The following is a 17,670-nucleotide window of genomic DNA, read 5'->3' as shown; positions in this document are numbered from 1 at the left end:
ATGATTAATAATGTGACATTAGTAGGACGCTTAACCAAAGATCCCGATTTACGTTATACTGCAAGTGGCACAGCAGTAGCGACTTTTACCCTAGCTGTTAACCGCAATTTCACGAATCAAAACGGCAATCGAGAAGCTGATTTTATTAACTGTGTGATTTGGCGCAAACCAGCAGAAACGATGGCGACATTAGCTAAAAAAGGCAGTTTGATCGGCGTTGTCGGACGGATTCAAACCCGAACCTACGATAACCAACAAGGACAACGTGTGTATGTGACAGAAGTTGTGGCCGATAATTTCCAACTATTAGAAAGCAAAGCAGCGACAGAAAGCCGTGCGCACGCTGATCAATCGTCCACCAGTCCAAGCACCACCACTTTTGAACAACGGGATACAGCGACGCCTAACAACAATGGATTGAACGCTTCACAGAATCCATTTGGTGGACAATCAATCGATATTAGCGATGATGATCTACCGTTTTAGTTCGAGAAAGAAGGAGTAAGTATGGCAAAAAACATTAGTCTGACGATGGATCTATTGATACCCGTTATTGCATTTATAGACGGGATTTCTTTGGGTGTCACTGAAAATCCTTTGGTAAATAGAATTGCAAAAGGATCACTATTTCTTGTATTCGTGTATCTTGTCTGTTCTTATCTTTTAAAAAGAGCAGGCAAGGATAATTCCTTTTGGCGATTGACTAAAGTCACAATAGCAGCGACAGCTGTTATACTTACGGCTATTCTACCGCTTTATATGTAGGGTTAACGGGAAATCGTTGAACTTCTTGCGAAATATTGCTATAATGAACATGAAAAAGAGGAGTTGCGCGAACAACCCCTCATTAACAGCACCGATTAAAGAACGGTGGCAGAATATTAGTTATTTGGAAATAACCGCTGACCTGCTAAAGTAGACGGTTATTTCTTTTTGTCATTTTTAAGCATATTTACAATCAAACTAATCAAAGCAATGGTAAACATACCAAAACCAAGAATGGTTTGAATTGTCTCATATGCGGACAAAAGGCTTACTCCTTTCATAGATTTTAGCACTTACGTTCATAAGCACCACCACCTTTCAGAAGTCGCCACCGTCTTCAAACTTTACTGTCTTGATCATTATAGCATATCTAAAATCGATTAAAAATTCTCAATTTTAGCTGTTTTTGCTATAATTTTAGCGAGGTGATCGCGATGGAACATTATACTGGTTTACTGGATAAAATTCGGGTAATCAAGACACAGCCGTTGCTTGTGCGATTTACATTACGTACAAATCATGAACCGATTAATTGTGTGGTGGCCAATATAGAAATAGCGGATAAATTGCTGATTTTGGAAGAAGGCAAGTATACTATTTCAGTGACAGGTCACTTCAATAAACGAAATCAACTAGTCATTGAATCAATGCAAATTAGAAACCCTGATCATTTTACGAGATTAATGGGCATATAAATAAAAGAAGAGCTGCAGTCCTAAATGAGGATTGCAGCTCTTTTTGTTTTACATAGAAACAAGAAAAATGAAAAGGCCTTTTTAGGAAGGCGCAAGCGCCTTCTCAATTGAAAAACCTCTCTCTAACTCCAACCGCCACCGCCGTTCGAGAAGAAAGGAAGTGAACGTTGCACGTTCACTAAGATAAGGGGTCTTGCAAAGCAAGACAAAATAGAAAAAACTTCCTCTCACCAACAGGTTCGTTCCTGTTCGCTATCTCTTTATTGATTTGCCAGACCGGCAACAAGTTGCCTTTTATCACCAAAAAGCGACAAGGACAAGGGTAAATGGCACGCTGCGCGCCCTTGTCCTTGTCGCTTTTTGGTGATTCATTCTGGCCAACAAATCAATAAAGAAAGAACTAACGAAAGGAAGTAAAACCTTTCCTAAGAGGAGGCAGAATCTAACATGCGAAAGAAATTTGATTATTGGGGTGTTCCCTTCAGCGAATTATTCCCAAACTATCATGCACCACATACTGTCGAATGCGATTGTGGAGAAAGAGCGAAATGTATCAAAAGCTATCGTTTGTATCAATGTCCAACATGCGGGAAAAAATATACCTTGTCTTATGGCGATTATATTTTGATTGATGAGAAAGGAAAGAAACGCTGATGAAAACACAGCACAAATTATTGACTGTAAAAGAAGTCGTTCAAATTTTGGTGGACAAAGAAGTCATTTCTGAAAAAGTAGCAGAAGCTTTACTTATTCCGCGGTACTGGACGATAGAAACCCCTTTAGTAGAGGATGCACCGACTATGCTATTTGAAGACCTAGTGAAGATTGCAGGATATGAACTGCATTATCAAGAAAACTTGGAAACTTATGAAAACGAATATTGGTTAACCGAATTAGAGAACTAAAAAGGAGAAAAAATATGGCTCAAAATTACTATGACGAATTTGTCAAATTACCTTTGGATAAAATGGCACAAAAAATGGAGGATATGACATTCCTATACAATGAGACACGTGTTCCAAAAAAACATTATAAGGAAAGATTGTCGGTAGCTGTGGAAGAAATAATTGAATCAGGTGTCGAAATGAATCTCATTGCGACGTACTATCGAACACTGGAAGAACTGAAAAAGCAAAATGCAAAATGGTTTTTCCAAGCCTTACTATGCTTGGAAGTAGGCGTCAAACCAAGCACAATCAAACCTTCTGAATACCAAGCTTTAGAACTAACGTATGCGAAATTTATCGAAACGAAAAAAGCTAAGACTGTTTCAAGTGAATGGTTAGATTATTTTGAAAATATCAATAAGTATGGCGCCTATTACACCATGAAAAAGGAGGACAACGAAAATGAATAAGGTGATTTATCAACTAACAATGGAAGATGTGTCACACTTTTTAACAAACAAAGAACATTTGAATGAAGTAATCAGACGGATTCAAAAAGACTTTAGTTGTATGGAAGAAATGAAGTACTTTATTCAAAGAGTGGAAGAACAATTGTATTTGGAAAGTGAAACGAGTCAAACGAAGGTTACAGTCAGCCATAATCGTTTAGACATGTATAAACGTCGTCCTGACACATTAAAAAAAGGAGCGGAGCTTCTACGACTAGAAACAGAAAAATATATCATGAATGTTTACCTAGAAAGGAGTGAACTGGTCGAAAACTTTGTCAGCTACACGATTTGCAGGAAACACTATTACTCAGAATCAGAATATTATTCAATTTTTGAGAGCATGGAATTAATGGAAGAAGAAATGGAAGAGCTAAACAGCAAAGATGCGACGGTAGACGATTATTACCTTGTATTTACTAGATTTTTGACGTGTGGGACGGAATCTATCGTGTTAATGGGAATGGATTATGAACTCGCTGTACCCGAAGCATTTTTGAGGGAATATGTAGAAGAAGTAGATAACCCAGGCGACGACTGGTACACGACTTTAACTGATTTTTTAGACACCTACACTTACGACGATACAGAAGAAATCCAAAATGAACTTGACCATAAACGAATGCCATATCAACGATTTGAAAGGAAAAAAGGTCAATAACCATTTATACCGAAAAGTGAGGATGTGTGAAATAAGACCAAAAAACCTTGAAATTAAGGGAATGGTTCTTATTTCGCACCAATCGCTCCAACCGCCCCCGCCGCTTAGGTGGTGCGAAATAAGCGGGCAAAGCCCGATAACCTAAGAGAAAGAAGGAGATCCATATGAATAAAATCATTCCTCTATTGTTCGTACTGTTTGTTGGCGAGATACTTATGCGTCATGGGGCAGCTCTACATTTAAACTTCGTAGTATTCTTAGGAATACTGGTATTTTGTTTGATCTTTTGGCGCTTTGTGTTAACCCTTTTGAGTCTAATATTCAAGTTGATTGCAGCCGTATTCTTCATAAGATTATTTCGATGAAAGGAGAGGGTACCAATGCCAATTGCAGTAGGGAATAAACGGTTACCCGTTACATTGGATGAAAAGAGACAAAAAGAATTGCAGCAACTAAAGCAGAAGTACGGGAAAAGTGAATCTAAGATTATGTGTATTGCGTTAGATCTACTGATCGCGCAAGAAAAAGCAGGATTTGATGTACCAGCACTAAAAAAGTGACGTCACTTTTTAATTTGATTTATATAAGTGATATCACTTTTAGCAAGGAGGGAAATAAGTGGCGAGTAGTTCACAAAAACAGAATTGTCACTTTTCTATTTAAATGGCAAAAATTTTTAGTAATAAATGACAAAAGCTACCAATTTTTTGGTAGCTTTTTATATACCTACCACTAAACTATCTCTTGCTGCTTCGACAACTTCTACAGTAATCTTATCCATTTGATTGATTCTTAAAATACGATCAATCTGTGCAAATAAACGATGAATAAGCCTAAAATTTCCTTTTGTAATTTTAATGATAGTTGTGATAGCCTCATAATCAGAAAAATCTTCTAACTTAATATCAATTCCTAAGTCTGACCATTTGTATTCCAAAATATGATGTGTTTCATCCTTACTAGTGAAGGAAACCAATGCACGACTTAAAAGTACTTCTCAATACCAACGTGGGCTTGGTAAAAAAATGAAACGTTATTGGAAACTCCTACAAAAAGAAGAAGCAAAGTTGAACGATGAAAAACGGGTTTGGCGTGCCAGTTTCAGAGATTACTTAACTGAAAGTGAGATTGTCGACCGATTGTTAGCTACTTGTCCCAATCTACGACAAGGCTATCAGTTATACCAAGATGTTCTTTATGCAGTAAAGAAAAGAGATCATTCTCTATTTGAGGACTGTTTATCCAGAGAAGTCAGCCAGTTACCTGAAACTTATGCGACAACTTTGCTAACATTTAAAAAGTTTCTGCCACAGATCCTAAATGACCTCCGCTACAGTTATTCAAATGGACCACTAGAATGTTTAAACAACCATATTAAAGTATTAAAACGCAATGCTTATGGGTTTCGAAATTTTTATCATTTCAAACGACGGATCATGATTCGACACGGTAAAACTATTTTAACCAAATAAAAAGAACAGAAAGAAGTTTTTCTTCTTTCTGCCCAAATTATTCTAAGATTTCTCTTTACCAACATCATTTGACAAAGAGCCGGCTTCGACTTAGACTTATTACAAATATTATTAAATTAATACTATTTTACGTTATTTTATTTTTTGTGTAACTTTTAAAAATACCTATGAAAATGAAAACGATTAATTATTATCTTAATTTATGTTTTATTTACTTTTGAATTGTGAATTACCCTAGTCAAGAAAACAATTTATGATATGATTATGTAGGGGAAACTTGTTTACAAATATTTCTGTGAATATATTAGTCTAATTATGTTTTTTTGTAAAGAGCTGTCATTTTTATGTAAGTGAATTATATCTTAATTTATCTATCATCCATACTTAGGAGTGAATCTATGGAAAAGCCATTCATCAAGTCATTGACTACTGTGGTGGTAGGTGCAGGTGCTATTGCGATCTGTTTGTTTGGATACCATATCAATAATCAGCGGCAACATCAGCAACGGATCAATTATGCAGAATCTGCCATCACCAATCAAAAAGACACCTTGACTTCTTTATCAAAAGAAGTAGACAAGCTGTATAGTACAAAAGAAAAAAATTTTCTAAACCCTGAAATAACAGAAGAAACAATCACAAGTTTGTCAAATAAGCTATCCTCTGTCAAACTTTCAGCAGATGATTACGACATCAAAGAATCAGAATTGCCTAAAGAAGCTGTTGCAATCCAAGATGAGAAGAAAGCAATCGTGACACAGTTAGATAGTGCAGAATCAAAACTGAAGATCCAGACAGCTGTCAACGATTTATTTACTAAAAATGTATCAAACTGGCAGCAAGCTGTAGACGATGTCGTCATCAAAGAAAAGGTGACAAGTGCAGATGTCGCTCGTGTACGTGAAAATATGAGCTTTTTTAAAGATAGTCCTTGGAAAACGGTTGTTATGCAATATCTAGGATTCGCTGATACCCAGATCGCGCAAGTCACGCAACTAGATCAGTTATTCGATACGATGTTAAAGGATGGTCAAGTGACTGCCACCGCTACTTACGATCAATATTTGACGGCGCTCAGTCAAATAGAGCAGATCCGGAATGAAAAAATAAGCGTAGCATACGCAACAAAAGCACAAACTGTTGCTCAGCAAATGGGCTATAGCAATATAAGCTATTGACAGTTAAAGCGTTGATTCAAGCAAGGTTAGCAAACGGAGGAAACTATGGCAAGACGAAGAAGAAAATCAAGAGGGAAAAAAATATTTCTGATTATTTTAGCAGTTCTTATCGTATTAGTATTAGCAATTGTAGGAGTAGGAGCAAAATTATATCTGGATCTCTCACATTCTATTGAGAAAACTTACGAATCAGTGGAACGAACCCAAGGAGAACGAACGAAACCAGTTGATCTGGACAAACAAGAATCTTTCTCTGTTCTATTGATGGGGATTGATACTGGAGATTTAGGTCGGGTCGATCAAGGAAGATCAGATACGATGATGGTTGCCACAGTCAGTCCTGAAGACAAACAGACAACGATCGTCAGCATTCCTCGAGATACGTATGTCGACATCGTAGGTCGTGACACAAAAGACAAGATCAACCACGCTTACGCATTCGGCGGAGCTGCCATGGCGATGGATACCGTACAAAAATATGTAGACATCCCAATCGATCACTATGTCTCTATCAATATGAAAGGGCTAAAAGAACTTGTTGATGCAGTTGGTGGTATCGAAGTCAATAATGACCTCACTTTCTCACAAGATGGCTATGACTTTACAATCGGTAAAATCACATTGAACGGAGATCAGGCATTATCTTATTCTCGTATGCGTTATGAAGATCCAAATGGTGACTATGGTAGACAAGAGCGTCAAAGAAAGATCGTAGAAGGTGTAGCGAAAAAAGTATTGAGTTTAAACGGTGTCAGCAACTATCAATCCGTTTTGAATGCTCTAGAGTCGAATATGAAAACAGACATGAGCTTTGATGAAATGAAAAAAATCGCTTTAGATTATCGGGAGGCATTTGGTACGATCAAGCAAGATCAGCTGCAAGGAGAAGGCTTCATGCAAGATAACATCTCCTATCAAAAAGTCAGCGATCAAGAACTTGATCGTGTGAAAAAAGAATTAAAAGATCAAATGAATCTAGAGAATAAATAGGAAAGTGGAGAAAAAATGGAAGAGACAATCAGCTTGAAAGAAATTTTTGAAACATTACGCAAACACTTGGTAACAATCATCATCTCAATGTTTGCTGGCTTGGCCATCTCAGGAATCGTAACATTTTTCATCTTGACCCCAAAATACAGTTCACAAGCACAATTGATCGTGACACTGCCACAATCAGACACTGCAAATGTCAATGATGTCAATACGAACCTGCAAATGATCAATACGTATAAAGATATGATCGTCAGTGATTTAGTACTAAATGAAGTCAAAGATCGTTTAGAAACAGAAGACAATGTGAAAATGACTGCTGGACAAATCAAAGATGCGATCTCCGTCAATCAGTCACAAAATTCACAAATGTTCTCGATCCAGGCAATAAGCACGAATGCAGTGACTGCTCAACAGATCGCTAATACAACTTCACAAGTTTTCCAAGAAAACGCCAAAGACGTGATGAATGTCGATAAAATCTCGATTATTTCAGGTGCAGTTGCCAATACGACACCTGTTTCGCCAAATAATAAATTGAATCTAGTGATTGGCTTAGTGTTAGGAATGATGGTAGGCGTAGGTCTGGCATTCTTATTCGAATTACTTGATCGGACAGTGAAAGATGAAAAATATGTGACGGATACATTAGGATTCCCAATCTTAGGAACAGTTCCAGAAATGTCAGCGAAAGAATTGAATGCTGGTATCCGTAAAAAAGGAACAGCTCCTGCACGACCAAAAGCTACAAACGATAAAACAGCCCCATCACGCAGAAGCCGCTCAAGAGTCTAGGAGGAAGAAAAATGGCACGAACACAGAAACAAAAAGCAACACAAACTCATGCAGTCAGTTTGATCACATTAACAAACCCATCTTCACCAATCGCCGAACAATATCGTACGATTCGGACGAATATCCAGTTTGCCTCCGCAGCTGGTCAGCAAATTAAGACGATTGTCGTGACTTCATCAGGTCCTGGAGAAGGAAAATCTACCACTGCAGCAAATATTGCAGTCGTTTTTGCTAAATCTGGTCAACGAGTACTGCTAGTAGATGCAGATTTACGTAAGCCAGTTATCCATAAAACATTTCAACTTGATAATGCAAGCGGACTAAGTACAGTCCTTAGTTCATCAGAAAGTTTAGCAGAATCGATCCAACGAACGCCAGTCGAGAACTTGTCGATTTTGCCTAGTGGGCCTAAGCCACCCAACCCATCCGAATTGTTAAGCTCGCCAAGAATGGATCAGATCCTAGCCGAAGCAAGACAGTTATTTGACGTGGTGATATTCGATATGCCACCAGTAGTAGCCGTAACAGATGCACAGATCATGTCTTCAAAAACGGATGGCACTTTATTGGTTGTACGTGAAAATACGTCACGTAAAGAATCCTTGACTAAAGCAAAAGAACTGCTGGAGATGGTACAAGCACGAGTTTTAGGTGTTGTATACAACGGAGCAGAACATAGCAAAGATGCTGGTTATTACTACGGAAATTAAGGACTAAGAAGAGAGGAGACAAGAGAAATGATCGATCTACATTGCCATATCCTACCAGGAATCGATGACGGGGCAGAAAACTTAGAAGCAAGTATTGCAATGGCTGAAAAAGCGATTCAGCAAGGCATTACGCATATTTTATGCACACCACACCACAATAATGGAAAATACAGCAATGAAAAATCACAAGTCATTTCTCTAGTCGCTTCGTTACAAGCCGAATTAGAGAAAAGACAGTTGCCTTTGACGTTATTGGAAGGACAAGAAGTACGTATTACCGGAACGCTCATCGAAGACATCCACCGAGATGAAATTTTATTTACAGATTTAGATGATACATATCTTCTGATCGAATTTCCGACACTGGAAGTGCCGTTATATGCAGAACGGATTTTTTTTGAGTTATTAGAACTAGGAAAGACACCAGTGATCGTCCATCCAGAACGCAACGCGCATTTTCGCAAAGACCCAAATCATTTGCTTCCGTTCCTAGATATGGGATGTTTGGCCCAACTCACTGCGCCAAGTTATGTTGGGGTATTTGGCAAAGACATCCAGAAAACAGCCAAAACGATGGTCAAACATAATCTCGTGCAGATGGCTGCTTCTGATGCCCATGGGGTCTCTAAGCGCACCTTTTACTTAAAAGAGTGCTATGAGCAGATTGCCAAGGACTTTGGTAAGGAAAAAGTAGTACAGATGAAACAAGTCGCAAAGGATCTGATCAACGGGGATGAAATCAGTTATCCAATCTATGAAGAGGTAAAAAAGAAGAAGTTTGGTTTATTTTAGTTCTTTATTCGTAGATAAAAAGGAAATGAGGAGAGAGTGAAAATAGTGAAAGGGACTGAAAGTATGGAAAGTGAAGATTTATTATCTCGTATTAGTGAAGTACATCCTAATCAAGTTTGGTTGGATAAAGAAAAAGTTGAAAAACGATATATCTATTTATTTTTTAAAAGAATGATTGATATTGTAGGAAGCATTATTGGTTTGATTTTAGCTTCTCCTTTGATGTTCTATGTAGCTTATCGAATCAGAAAAGAAGAGCCAGGAAGTCCGATATTTTTTAGCCATACACGTGTTGGTAAAAATGGAAAAACATTCAAAATGCATAAATTCCGTTCGATGTGTTTAGATGCTGAAGAAAAATTGGAAGAGTTACTGGATCAAAATGAAATAGAAGGCGCAATGTTCAAGATGAAAGAAGATCCACGTGTTACCAAAATAGGTAAATTTATCCGTGCTAAAAGTATTGATGAATTGCCACAGCTATGGAATGTTTTAAAAGGAGATATGAGTCTAATTGGCCCACGTCCACCTTTGGAAAGGGAAGTAGCTGAGTACACGAGATATGATCTTCAACGCTTGTATGTAAAACCTGGATGTTCAGGTTTGTGGCAAGTTAGTGGTAGAAATGATGTTAGTTTTCATGCAATGGTTGATTTAGATTTAGAATATATAACTAATCAAAGCCTATTGAATGATTTTAAACTAATTATCAAGACAATTTGGGTTGTTATAAAACCGAATGGGGCATATTAGTAAGGGGAATATAAGTTGGAAAAAACAAAGATTAAACATGTATATATAATAGGTTCAAAGGGTATTCCTGCAAAGTATGGTGGATTTGAATCATTTGTAGAAAATCTAACTAAAAGACAGACTGATAAAACGATTCAGTACCATATTGCGTGTATGGCTGAAAATTCTTTGAAATCGGATATTAAAGAAAAAGAGTTTATTTATAATGGAGCTAAATGTTTTAATGTAGATGTGCCAAACATTGGTCCTGCAAGAGCTATTTATTATGATTTAAAAGCTTTAGAAATGTCTATTAAAAAGGCAGAAAAAAATAAAGATATAGATCCTATTTTTTATGTTTTGGCTTGTCGTATCGGTCCCTTTATCAGTCGTTTTAAAAATAGAATAAATAAAATAAACGGAAAACTTTTTGTTAACCCTGATGGACACGAGTGGTTAAGAGCAAAATGGAGTTACCCAGTAAGAAAATATTGGAAACTTTCAGAAAGGCTTATGGTTAAACATGCAGATCTATTGATATGTGATAGCCAAAACATTGAGAAATATATTCATAAACAGTATAGCAAATACAAACCAAAAACAACATATATAGCTTATGGAACAGATTTAGAAAAATCAAAGTTGACAGATAATAGTCCAGAAGTAATCGAATGGTATAAGGATAAAATGATTCAAATAGATCAATATTATCTTGTAGTAGGTAGATTTGTCCCAGAAAATAATTATGAAACAATGATTCGTGAATTCATGAAATCTGATACAAAAAAAGATTTTGTTTTGATTACAAATGTTGAAAAAAATAAATTCTATGAAAAACTGAAAGAAAAAACAAAGTTTGACAAAGATCGAAGAATAAAATTTGTTGGGACAGTTTATGATCAGGAGTTGTTAAAGTATATAAGGGAACATGCTTTTGCTTATATACATGGACACGAAGTTGGTGGAACAAACCCGTCGTTGTTAGAAGCACTAGCTACAACTAAATTAAATCTTCTTTTAGACGTTGGATTTAATAGAGAAGTTGGATTAAAAGGGGCAAAATATTGGAAAAAAGAAAAAAATGATTTGAAGAATGTTATTGATGAAGTTGAATTATTTAACGAAGATAAAATCTTATCGTTATCATTCCAATCTAATAGAACTATATCTACTAATTTTACATGGGGGAAAATAGTAGATTTATATAATGAAATTTTTTTAAACGATGAGGAGGAAGCATAACTTTGAATAAATTAATTTTTATTCCTTATCATGATATTAACTATTTTAAAAATTCAAAAATTATGACGAGAGAATACGCATTATTAAAATTAATAATGGATACTAAACTTTTTGATTTGTATACTGTTTCTAAACCTAGAACGTTTTTAGACAAAAAAACAGTTATTGGAAATAGCAATAATTTTCCTGAAGAAACGATTGAAAAAAGTATAATGAAGTATATAGACAGTGCTAATGAAATTAACACATATACTTTCTTTGATTGGAGAATCATTACTCAAAGAAGAGGATGGTGGGTTAAAGGATATAAAGATGCTATTCCGAAGATCCCAATAGAAATTGATAATGATACCTATGTGTATAGCAATAATCCTTTCGCATATGAATTAATATTAGAGTGTAAGAGGAAAGGTGCAAAAGTAATTTTTGATATGATGGATAATTTTGCTATACATCCATCCTTAAATGATTTTGAGAAAAAAAGTGCTTATCAAGGGTATCTTCAGATTATTAAAATTAGCGACTTTTACTGCTGTAATTCCACAGAAACACAAAAATTCTGTAAAGAAAACTTTTCTATTATTCCTAAGTTAATAAAGAATGGTGTATTTCCAATTACTATTAATAAGAAAAACATAGAGAAAAAACAACAATTGAAAAAAAAATTAAGCAATTATGAAAAGAGTGTTGGATATATAGGAAAATTAGGAACCAGAATTGATGAGGATTTAGTTAATATTTTATCTCAAAGATTGCCTAAGGTTTTATTTGTCTATATTGGCCCTCATTTAAAAGGACAAAAAAATAAGAAGTTGGCTGATATTATTAAAAATAAACATAATATCATTGAATTTGGGCCAATAAGTTCTTATGAAATATATTCATATTTAGAATTATTCGATATCCTAATTATACCGCATTCTGTTGGGAAAAATGAAAACGGCGGCGATCCATTAAAATTATATCAATACTTAAATGCCAGAAAAAAAATAATTTCTACTGGAATATTAGGTGTGGATGAATTTAAAGAGATTATTACGATTACAAATAATTATGAGGAATGGATAAATGAAATAGAAGAATATGATACCAATGAATCACCAAAATATAAAACACCAAGCAGCATTTTTTGGGAAAATAGGGCACGAGATTTAATTAACTTTATTTTAATGGACTCTAAATAGTATGAGAGGGAAAAGGATGACCTTAGAAATTATAAAATTAAAAAATGATAAGCTTATAAAAATAGTTTTAATGGTGATATTTATATTAAATGCCCAAATATTTATGTTGCCTCTTTTTTCTTCAGTGTTCAAAAATATAAACACATATCACAATAAACTATTAATAACTATACTTAGTCTGTTATTATTTATATATTGGTTATTCGTTAGATATAAAGCTATAGAATTTGATAAGTCAGATTTAATAATATTAGGTTTATTATTATTGATGTGTATTCTACTTTTTACTCAACTGATATCTTCTGGAGAAAAAATCCAATTATTAATTAGTAACTTTTACTATAATTTAATTTTATTATTGTATTTTCCTCTGAAAAGTTTTTTTTATAATAAAAAAAACTTAGTGTGGTTTATAAAGATGTATGTATGCATAGGAATAATTTATGCAGTAAGTACGTGTGTGTTTTTTTATTTTTTTCAGGACTATATTACTCAAAACAATATAACTTTAGTACAATCAGTAAATAGTAACATTAGATTTCCTCAAACTTCTGATTTAATAGGCAGTACGATATTATTTATCTTAATTGGTATGGGAACAAGACTATATAGTACAAAAAAAGCAATAATATTTTTGGTGATTTGTATGTATTGTTTAGTTGAGATTTCTAATGTCAGGATGATAACATTAATCTCTGTAATACTAATATTGAGTTATTTTTATACAATTATATTATTAAATGAAGTAGCATATAAGAAAATCCTATTTCATTTAATAGTTATAGTGATAACGTGTATTACTTTATTAAAGACTAATTTTTTTGAAAAATTTATTGGAATTGGGCAACAACAAGCGAGCGTATTTTATAGATTTGAAGTAATTGATTATTACAAGAATCATTTTTTTGATAATATTATTTTTGGATTTGGATTTAGTGATTGTGTTAAAAATATCTATAACTATACGGATATTGGTTTAATGGGCTTTTTATTTAGGTATGGGATGGCTATATCAGTCTGGATAATAGGGCTAATGTATTATTTTATGAAAAATCTGAATAGTAATATAGTTAATAAAATGATTTTTATTTACTTTATAGGGATGTCTATTTCGCTTAGTTTATTTGATTCTCAGAGAATTATTTATTTTCCTATAATTTTTTCAATTTTTTCAAGCTCCATCAAGAGAGGTGAAATGTATGAATTATAGTTTTATAATTTTAAATTATAATACATTTGACGAGACAAGAAAATGCATCAATCATATAAAAAAGATAGATGATGCTCAAAATAAATTAAACATTATTGTTATTGATAATTCTTCTAGTGATAATAGTTTAGAAAAACTTTTTGAAGAATATTCCAATGATAATATGGTAGAAATAATAAGCATGGAATATAACGTAGGATTTGCTAAAGGAAACAACTTAGGTTATACGATAGCAAAATATAAATATAACTCTGACTATATAATCATATTAAATAGTGATGTTTATATCCAAAGTTTAAATTTCATAAATCAGATAAATCAACTGTATATAAAATATTCCTATGATATTTTAGGACCTAAAATTTCTAACTTGGATGGATGTGATCAAAACCCAATTGAATATGTTCATGACTCCAGTAGAAAAATTAATAATACGTTGATATTAAATTTGTTTAGATTTCTATATTATTTTTCAAATTTATATAAAGAAAAAGATAAAACTGAAAAGAAAACAGTAGCAATAGATATGGTAAATGTACCACTTCATGGTTCATGTTTAATATATTCTAGAAATTATATTAAACAACAGGAGTTTGCATTTTATCCAGATACGTTTTTATACGGAGAAGAAGATTTTTTATTTTACTTAGCAAAAAGGAAAAAATGGAAATTACTTTATTCGCCAACTATAAATGTAGTACATGCTGAAGATGCTTCAAGTAACTCTGTAAGTAAAAACATTAGAGAGAAAAAATTGTTTATATTAAAAAATTCTACGAACTCTTTGAAAAAATTAAAAAAGTTGATTAAAAGTATGGGGGATTAAAATGTTTAATCTGTATGAAAAATTGGTTAGTAAGAAGGAAAATTTATCATTAATAGGTTTAGGATATGTTGGTATGCCAATTGCAATTTCCTTTTCAAAAGAGGTTAATGTCATAGGATTCGATACTAACGAGCAAAAAATTGACTTATATAAAAGAGGTATTGATCCAACCTTAGAAGTTGGTGATGATGCTATAGCATCTAGTGATATGTTATTCACAAGTGATCCTTCTCAATTAAGGAGGGCAAAGTTTCATATTGTTGCTGTTCCCACACCAATAAACCAAGACAAAACCCCAGATTTATCTCCTATAGAAGGAGCTAGCAAAGTTTTAGGCGAAAATTTAACTAGAGGTTCAATTATTGTTTATGAATCTACGGTTTATCCTGGTGCTACGGAAGAAATTTGTATACCTATTTTAGAAAAATACTCGGGGCTTAAATGTGGGGTAGACTTTAAAGTTGGTTATTCGCCAGAGAGAATCAATCCTGGTGATAAAATCCATACTTTAGAAAAAATAGTAAAAATAGTTTCAGGAATGGATGAAGAAACAAGAACAGAGATAGCTAAGGTTTATGAATTAGTTATATCGGCAGGAGTACATTTAGCAAGTTCAATAAAGGTTGCTGAAGCAGCAAAAGTCGTTGAAAATAGTCAGCGTGATATAAATATAGCTTTTATGAATGAACTAGCAATGGTGTTTGATAAAATGGGAATTAGCTCGATAGATGTTATTGAAGCTATGAATACTAAATGGAATGCATTGAAATTTTATCCTGGATTAGTCGGAGGACATTGTATAAGTGTAGATCCTTATTATTTTATTTCTGAAGCTGAAAAATTAGGTTATCATAGTCAAATTATTTCTGCAGGAAGGAAAATAAATGATTCTATGGGAGAATTTGTGGCTAGTGCCACAATTAAAGAACTAGTAAAAACAGGAAAAAAAGTTAAAGATGCAAAAGTAGGCATATTAGGGTTTACTTTTAAAGAAAATTGTCCAGATACTAGAAATACTAAAGTAATTGATATCTATAGAGGATTAAGAGAATATGATATTAATGCTTTAGTTTCTGATCCGTATGCGGATAAAGAAGAAGTGGAAAAGGAATACGGAATAGAGTTAACAGATTATGAAAAATTAAATGATTTAGATTGTTTGATTTTTGCTGTTAATCATAAAGAGTATAATAAGGACTTCAAAGAATATGAACCATTATTTATTAGTAATGAAAAGAATGTAGTTATTGATGTGAAAAGTATATTGAGTAAAGATGAAGTTGTTAATAAAAACTTTAGATACTGGAGTTTATAAGATTAACCATATCATGAAAAATTACTTTATTTTAGATAATTGAAATTTTTTTGAATTTTAAATTATTACTTTAAGTAATGGTCTTTTTCAGTAAGAAAGTGATTTAAATAGCTTATAAGAATTGAAAAATGCGAATTTTCATCAACCCAAATCTGGAACAGAATGCGTAGGCTTCTGTTCCAGATTTTTTATTATCCCATTTGTTTATTTATTTTGTAGTATTTTTAGTCATAAAGTATATATAACTTTTATCTAAGATGGAAAAAGGGATTAATAAATTATAATATCAAAATTCTTACAAACATTTTTAGATAGTTTTGCTAAGTATACGGTGGACAATCGTTATCAATTGCAAATCAAATACCCTCAATTCTCCCCCATACGCAATACATAGGCATCAAGCAGAATTCTCGCGATGATCTGGAGAGGCAAGCGTGAACGTACTTCATAATCAGGGAAATACGAACCTTCTGATTTGAAACCTACGAGATTTATCTCGCAATAATCTTTGAGTGTAGAGGAATGATTGGCTGTAACTAGAATCGAACCAATCTCTGCATCATAGCAATTCTTTGCGGCGGTGACGAGTTCTTTTGTCTCGCCGTTCAAAGAAACAAAAATAACGCTGTCTTTCTTAGTCAGTTTCTGACTGATGCTTTTGATAATTTCTGGATCAGTATGCATTTGACAATTTTTTCCTGTTAATTGAAGTTTTACCAGCATTTCTTGGCCAATCATTTCTGAAAATCCTCGGGTAAAGACAAAAACCCGGTCAGCAAATTTGATTCTTTGTATCGCATCCTCAATATTTCCGATTTCCAACATATTGATCGTACGTACCACTTCTTGTTCATTTTTTAGAATGGCTCGGCGGATGCCTTTGTCTACTTTATCTAAGAAAGAAAAATTGATGTTCTTGTTTTCTCCTTCTTTTAGATGATACTTAAACGAAGTAAACCCTTCATAGCCTTTCTTTTTCATTGTCCGCACAATGGTGGCTGTTGAGACATTTGCTTGTTCACTTAGTTTCACAATGGAGTAGTTAGGGATCTCTAGGATATGGTGTTCGATAAAGTTTCAGAGGTACTGTTCTGTTTCACTTAATTTGTGATCCATATTCTTTCCTTCTTTCACCAAAAGTTAGTTAAAAAATAGGCTCTTTGTCAAATGATGTTGGTAAAGAGAAATCTTAGAATAATTTGGGCAGAAAGAAGAAAAACTTCTTTCTGTTCTTTTTATTTGGTTAAAATAGTTTTACCGTGTCGAATCATGATCCGTCGTTTGAAATGATAAAAATTTCGAAACCCATAAGCATTGCGTTTTAATACTTTAATATGGTTGTTTAAACATTCTAGTAGTCCATTTGAATAACTGTAGCGGAGGTCATTTAGGATCTGTGGCAGAAACTTTTTAAATGTTAGCAAAGTTGTCGCATAAGTTTCAGGTAACTGGCTGACTTCTCTGGATAAACAGTCCTCAAATAGAGAATGATCTCTTTTCTTTACTGCATAAAGAACATCTTGGTATAACTGATAGCCTTGTCGTAGATTGGGACAAGTAGCTAACAATCGGTCGACAATCTCACTTTCAGTTAAGTAATCTCTGAAACTGGCACGCCAAACCCGTTTTTCATCGTTCAACTTTGCTTATTCTTTTTGTAGGAGTTTCCAATAACGTTTCATTTTTTTACCAAGCTGTCACTTTTCT

Annotated in this window: 22 protein-coding genes and 3 pseudogenes; 21 read left to right on the top strand and 4 right to left on the bottom strand. The window is 33.7% G+C overall.

Annotated elements, in window-relative coordinates:
• Both ssb and IGK91_RS11175 read left to right on the top strand, forming a co-directional pair.
• Nucleotides 1–486 carry a single-stranded DNA-binding protein gene (gene ssb, locus IGK91_RS11180; RefSeq protein WP_002325539.1) on the top strand — a complete coding sequence of 162 codons (486 nt, stop codon included), beginning with the start codon at nucleotides 1–3 and terminating at the stop codon, nucleotides 484–486.
• 21 nt (nucleotides 487–507) lie between these two features.
• Nucleotides 508–765 (top strand): hypothetical protein, encoded by a 258-nt coding sequence (locus IGK91_RS11175; protein ID WP_010733286.1) that lies wholly within the window; start codon nucleotides 508–510, stop codon nucleotides 763–765.
• A gap of 158 nt (nucleotides 766–923) precedes the next feature.
• Here IGK91_RS11175 and IGK91_RS11170 read toward each other — a convergent pair whose 3' ends face one another.
• Nucleotides 924–1,046 carry a putative holin-like toxin gene (locus IGK91_RS11170; RefSeq protein WP_002295624.1) on the bottom strand — a complete coding sequence of 41 codons (123 nt, stop codon included), beginning with the start codon at nucleotides 1,044–1,046 and terminating at the stop codon, nucleotides 924–926.
• Between the two features lie 153 nt (nucleotides 1,047–1,199).
• Here IGK91_RS11170 and IGK91_RS11165 point away from each other — a divergent pair, with 153 nt between their 5' ends.
• The 7 genes from IGK91_RS11165 (at nucleotide 1,200) to IGK91_RS11135 (ending at nucleotide 4,077) form a co-directional block, all read left to right on the top strand.
• Nucleotides 1,200–1,460 carry a hypothetical protein gene (locus IGK91_RS11165; RefSeq protein WP_010727923.1) on the top strand — a complete coding sequence of 87 codons (261 nt, stop codon included), beginning with the start codon at nucleotides 1,200–1,202 and terminating at the stop codon, nucleotides 1,458–1,460.
• 447 nt (nucleotides 1,461–1,907) lie between these two features.
• Nucleotides 1,908–2,114, top strand: coding sequence for a hypothetical protein (locus tag IGK91_RS11160; RefSeq protein WP_002296239.1), 207 nt, complete (start codon nucleotides 1,908–1,910; stop codon nucleotides 2,112–2,114).
• On the top strand, nucleotides 2,114–2,365 hold the full coding sequence (locus tag IGK91_RS11155; RefSeq protein ID WP_002321890.1) for a hypothetical protein: 252 nt from the start codon (nucleotides 2,114–2,116) through the stop codon (nucleotides 2,363–2,365). The genes IGK91_RS11160 and IGK91_RS11155 overlap by 1 nt, the downstream gene beginning before the upstream one ends.
• Before the next feature lie 14 nt (nucleotides 2,366–2,379).
• Nucleotides 2,380–2,817: a hypothetical protein gene (locus IGK91_RS11150; protein ID WP_081123822.1), complete on the top strand. Its 438-nt coding sequence runs from the start codon at nucleotides 2,380–2,382 to the stop codon at nucleotides 2,815–2,817.
• Nucleotides 2,810–3,517: a hypothetical protein gene (locus IGK91_RS11145; RefSeq protein WP_128479194.1), complete on the top strand. Its 708-nt coding sequence runs from the start codon at nucleotides 2,810–2,812 to the stop codon at nucleotides 3,515–3,517. Before IGK91_RS11150 ends, IGK91_RS11145 begins: the two co-directional genes overlap by 8 nt.
• A 164-nt stretch (nucleotides 3,518–3,681) precedes the next feature.
• Nucleotides 3,682–3,882 carry a hypothetical protein gene (locus IGK91_RS11140; protein ID WP_081123833.1) on the top strand — a complete coding sequence of 67 codons (201 nt, stop codon included), beginning with the start codon at nucleotides 3,682–3,684 and terminating at the stop codon, nucleotides 3,880–3,882.
• A gap of 15 nt (nucleotides 3,883–3,897) precedes the next feature.
• A complete protein-coding gene (locus IGK91_RS11135; RefSeq protein WP_081123834.1) occupies nucleotides 3,898–4,077 on the top strand; it encodes a hypothetical protein in 180 nt (59 codons plus the stop codon).
• A 158-nt stretch (nucleotides 4,078–4,235) separates the two neighbouring features.
• Here IGK91_RS11135 and IGK91_RS11130 read toward each other — a convergent pair.
• Nucleotides 4,236–4,478: pseudogene (locus IGK91_RS11130) on the bottom strand (AAA family ATPase); the annotation flags it as partial.
• Nucleotide 4,479: 1 nt separating this feature from the next.
• Between IGK91_RS11130 and IGK91_RS11125 the strand changes: the two are divergent.
• The 12 genes and pseudogenes from IGK91_RS11125 to IGK91_RS11070 form a co-directional block, all read left to right on the top strand.
• Nucleotides 4,480–4,989: pseudogene (locus IGK91_RS11125) on the top strand (transposase); the annotation flags it as partial.
• 398 nt (nucleotides 4,990–5,387) lie between these two features.
• On the top strand, nucleotides 5,388–6,167 hold the full coding sequence (locus tag IGK91_RS11120) for a hypothetical protein (RefSeq protein WP_113803781.1): 780 nt from the start codon (nucleotides 5,388–5,390) through the stop codon (nucleotides 6,165–6,167).
• 45 nt (nucleotides 6,168–6,212) lie between these two features.
• Nucleotides 6,213–7,157 carry an LCP family protein gene (locus tag IGK91_RS11115; RefSeq protein ID WP_002294932.1) on the top strand — a complete coding sequence of 315 codons (945 nt, stop codon included), beginning with the start codon at nucleotides 6,213–6,215 and terminating at the stop codon, nucleotides 7,155–7,157.
• A gap of 15 nt (nucleotides 7,158–7,172) precedes the next feature.
• Nucleotides 7,173–7,952: a YveK family protein gene (locus tag IGK91_RS11110; RefSeq protein ID WP_002326287.1), complete on the top strand. Its 780-nt coding sequence runs from the start codon at nucleotides 7,173–7,175 to the stop codon at nucleotides 7,950–7,952.
• Nucleotides 7,953–7,963: 11 nt separating this feature from the next.
• Nucleotides 7,964–8,662, top strand: a complete 699-nt coding sequence (locus IGK91_RS11105) for a CpsD/CapB family tyrosine-protein kinase (protein ID WP_113803780.1) — start codon at nucleotides 7,964–7,966, stop codon at nucleotides 8,660–8,662.
• Between the two features lie 27 nt (nucleotides 8,663–8,689).
• The gene (locus IGK91_RS11100; protein ID WP_430605300.1) at nucleotides 8,690–9,454 is read left to right on the top strand and encodes a tyrosine-protein phosphatase; all 765 of its coding nucleotides are present in this window, start codon (nucleotides 8,690–8,692) and stop codon (nucleotides 9,452–9,454) included.
• A gap of 63 nt (nucleotides 9,455–9,517) precedes the next feature.
• Complete coding sequence (locus tag IGK91_RS11095; protein ID WP_025478625.1) at nucleotides 9,518–10,207, top strand: sugar transferase; 690 nt, start codon at nucleotides 9,518–9,520, stop codon at nucleotides 10,205–10,207.
• Between the two features lie 15 nt (nucleotides 10,208–10,222).
• On the top strand, nucleotides 10,223–11,428 hold the full coding sequence (cps2T, locus tag IGK91_RS11090) for a beta 1-4 rhamnosyltransferase Cps2T (RefSeq protein WP_113803778.1): 1,206 nt from the start codon (nucleotides 10,223–10,225) through the stop codon (nucleotides 11,426–11,428).
• Nucleotides 11,429–11,430: 2 nt separating this feature from the next.
• Complete coding sequence (locus tag IGK91_RS11085) at nucleotides 11,431–12,612, top strand: hypothetical protein (protein ID WP_113803777.1); 1,182 nt, start codon at nucleotides 11,431–11,433, stop codon at nucleotides 12,610–12,612.
• Between the two features lie 16 nt (nucleotides 12,613–12,628).
• Complete coding sequence (locus IGK91_RS11080) at nucleotides 12,629–13,822, top strand: hypothetical protein (RefSeq protein WP_279280932.1); 1,194 nt, start codon at nucleotides 12,629–12,631, stop codon at nucleotides 13,820–13,822.
• Nucleotides 13,812–14,648, top strand: a complete 837-nt coding sequence (locus IGK91_RS11075) for a glycosyltransferase (RefSeq protein WP_430605299.1) — start codon at nucleotides 13,812–13,814, stop codon at nucleotides 14,646–14,648. The genes IGK91_RS11080 and IGK91_RS11075 overlap by 11 nt, the downstream gene beginning before the upstream one ends.
• Nucleotide 14,649: 1 nt before the next feature.
• Nucleotides 14,650–15,963, top strand: coding sequence for a nucleotide sugar dehydrogenase (locus tag IGK91_RS11070; RefSeq protein ID WP_113803773.1), 1,314 nt, complete (start codon nucleotides 14,650–14,652; stop codon nucleotides 15,961–15,963).
• A gap of 366 nt (nucleotides 15,964–16,329) precedes the next feature.
• On the opposite strand, the gene IGK91_RS11065 is transcribed toward IGK91_RS11070, so the two are convergent.
• A complete protein-coding gene (locus IGK91_RS11065) occupies nucleotides 16,330–17,034 on the bottom strand; it encodes a MurR/RpiR family transcriptional regulator (protein WP_240187627.1) in 705 nt (234 codons plus the stop codon).
• A 164-nt stretch (nucleotides 17,035–17,198) separates the two neighbouring features.
• Nucleotides 17,199–17,657: pseudogene (locus tag IGK91_RS11060) on the bottom strand (transposase); the annotation flags it as partial.
• Between the last annotated feature and the right edge of the window lie 13 nt (nucleotides 17,658–17,670).

This window comes from Enterococcus sp. DIV1208, from assembly GCF_050530455.1.
GTDB lineage: Bacteria > Bacillota > Bacilli > Lactobacillales > Enterococcaceae > Enterococcus_B > Enterococcus_B hirae.
Note: the sequence above shows the minus strand (reverse complement) of the source record. Positions and strands in the feature narration are given on the sequence as shown.

Bases quoted from the DNA above. Each gene is read 5' to 3' on its own strand.
- ssb (WP_002325539.1), top strand. From the start codon at position 1: ATGATTAATAATGTGACATTAGTAGGACGCTTAACCAAAGATCCCGAT.
- IGK91_RS11175 (WP_010733286.1), top strand. From the start codon at position 508: ATGGCAAAAAACATTAGTCTGACGATGGATCTATTGATACCCGTTATT.
- IGK91_RS11170 (WP_002295624.1), bottom strand. From the start codon at position 1,046: ATGAAAGGAGTAAGCCTTTTGTCCGCATATGAGACAATTCAAACCATT.
- IGK91_RS11165 (WP_010727923.1), top strand. From the start codon at position 1,200: ATGGAACATTATACTGGTTTACTGGATAAAATTCGGGTAATCAAGACA.
- IGK91_RS11160 (WP_002296239.1), top strand. From the start codon at position 1,908: ATGCGAAAGAAATTTGATTATTGGGGTGTTCCCTTCAGCGAATTATTC.
- IGK91_RS11155 (WP_002321890.1), top strand. From the start codon at position 2,114: ATGAAAACACAGCACAAATTATTGACTGTAAAAGAAGTCGTTCAAATT.
- IGK91_RS11150 (WP_081123822.1), top strand. From the start codon at position 2,380: ATGGCTCAAAATTACTATGACGAATTTGTCAAATTACCTTTGGATAAA.
- IGK91_RS11145 (WP_128479194.1), top strand. From the start codon at position 2,810: ATGAATAAGGTGATTTATCAACTAACAATGGAAGATGTGTCACACTTT.
- IGK91_RS11140 (WP_081123833.1), top strand. From the start codon at position 3,682: ATGAATAAAATCATTCCTCTATTGTTCGTACTGTTTGTTGGCGAGATA.
- IGK91_RS11135 (WP_081123834.1), top strand. From the start codon at position 3,898: ATGCCAATTGCAGTAGGGAATAAACGGTTACCCGTTACATTGGATGAA.
- IGK91_RS11120 (WP_113803781.1), top strand. From the start codon at position 5,388: ATGGAAAAGCCATTCATCAAGTCATTGACTACTGTGGTGGTAGGTGCA.
- IGK91_RS11115 (WP_002294932.1), top strand. From the start codon at position 6,213: ATGGCAAGACGAAGAAGAAAATCAAGAGGGAAAAAAATATTTCTGATT.
- IGK91_RS11110 (WP_002326287.1), top strand. From the start codon at position 7,173: ATGGAAGAGACAATCAGCTTGAAAGAAATTTTTGAAACATTACGCAAA.
- IGK91_RS11105 (WP_113803780.1), top strand. From the start codon at position 7,964: ATGGCACGAACACAGAAACAAAAAGCAACACAAACTCATGCAGTCAGT.
- IGK91_RS11100 (WP_430605300.1), top strand. From the start codon at position 8,690: ATGATCGATCTACATTGCCATATCCTACCAGGAATCGATGACGGGGCA.
- IGK91_RS11095 (WP_025478625.1), top strand. From the start codon at position 9,518: ATGGAAAGTGAAGATTTATTATCTCGTATTAGTGAAGTACATCCTAAT.
- IGK91_RS11080 (WP_279280932.1), top strand. From the start codon at position 12,629: ATGACCTTAGAAATTATAAAATTAAAAAATGATAAGCTTATAAAAATA.
- IGK91_RS11075 (WP_430605299.1), top strand. From the start codon at position 13,812: ATGAATTATAGTTTTATAATTTTAAATTATAATACATTTGACGAGACA.
- IGK91_RS11070 (WP_113803773.1), top strand. From the start codon at position 14,650: ATGTTTAATCTGTATGAAAAATTGGTTAGTAAGAAGGAAAATTTATCA.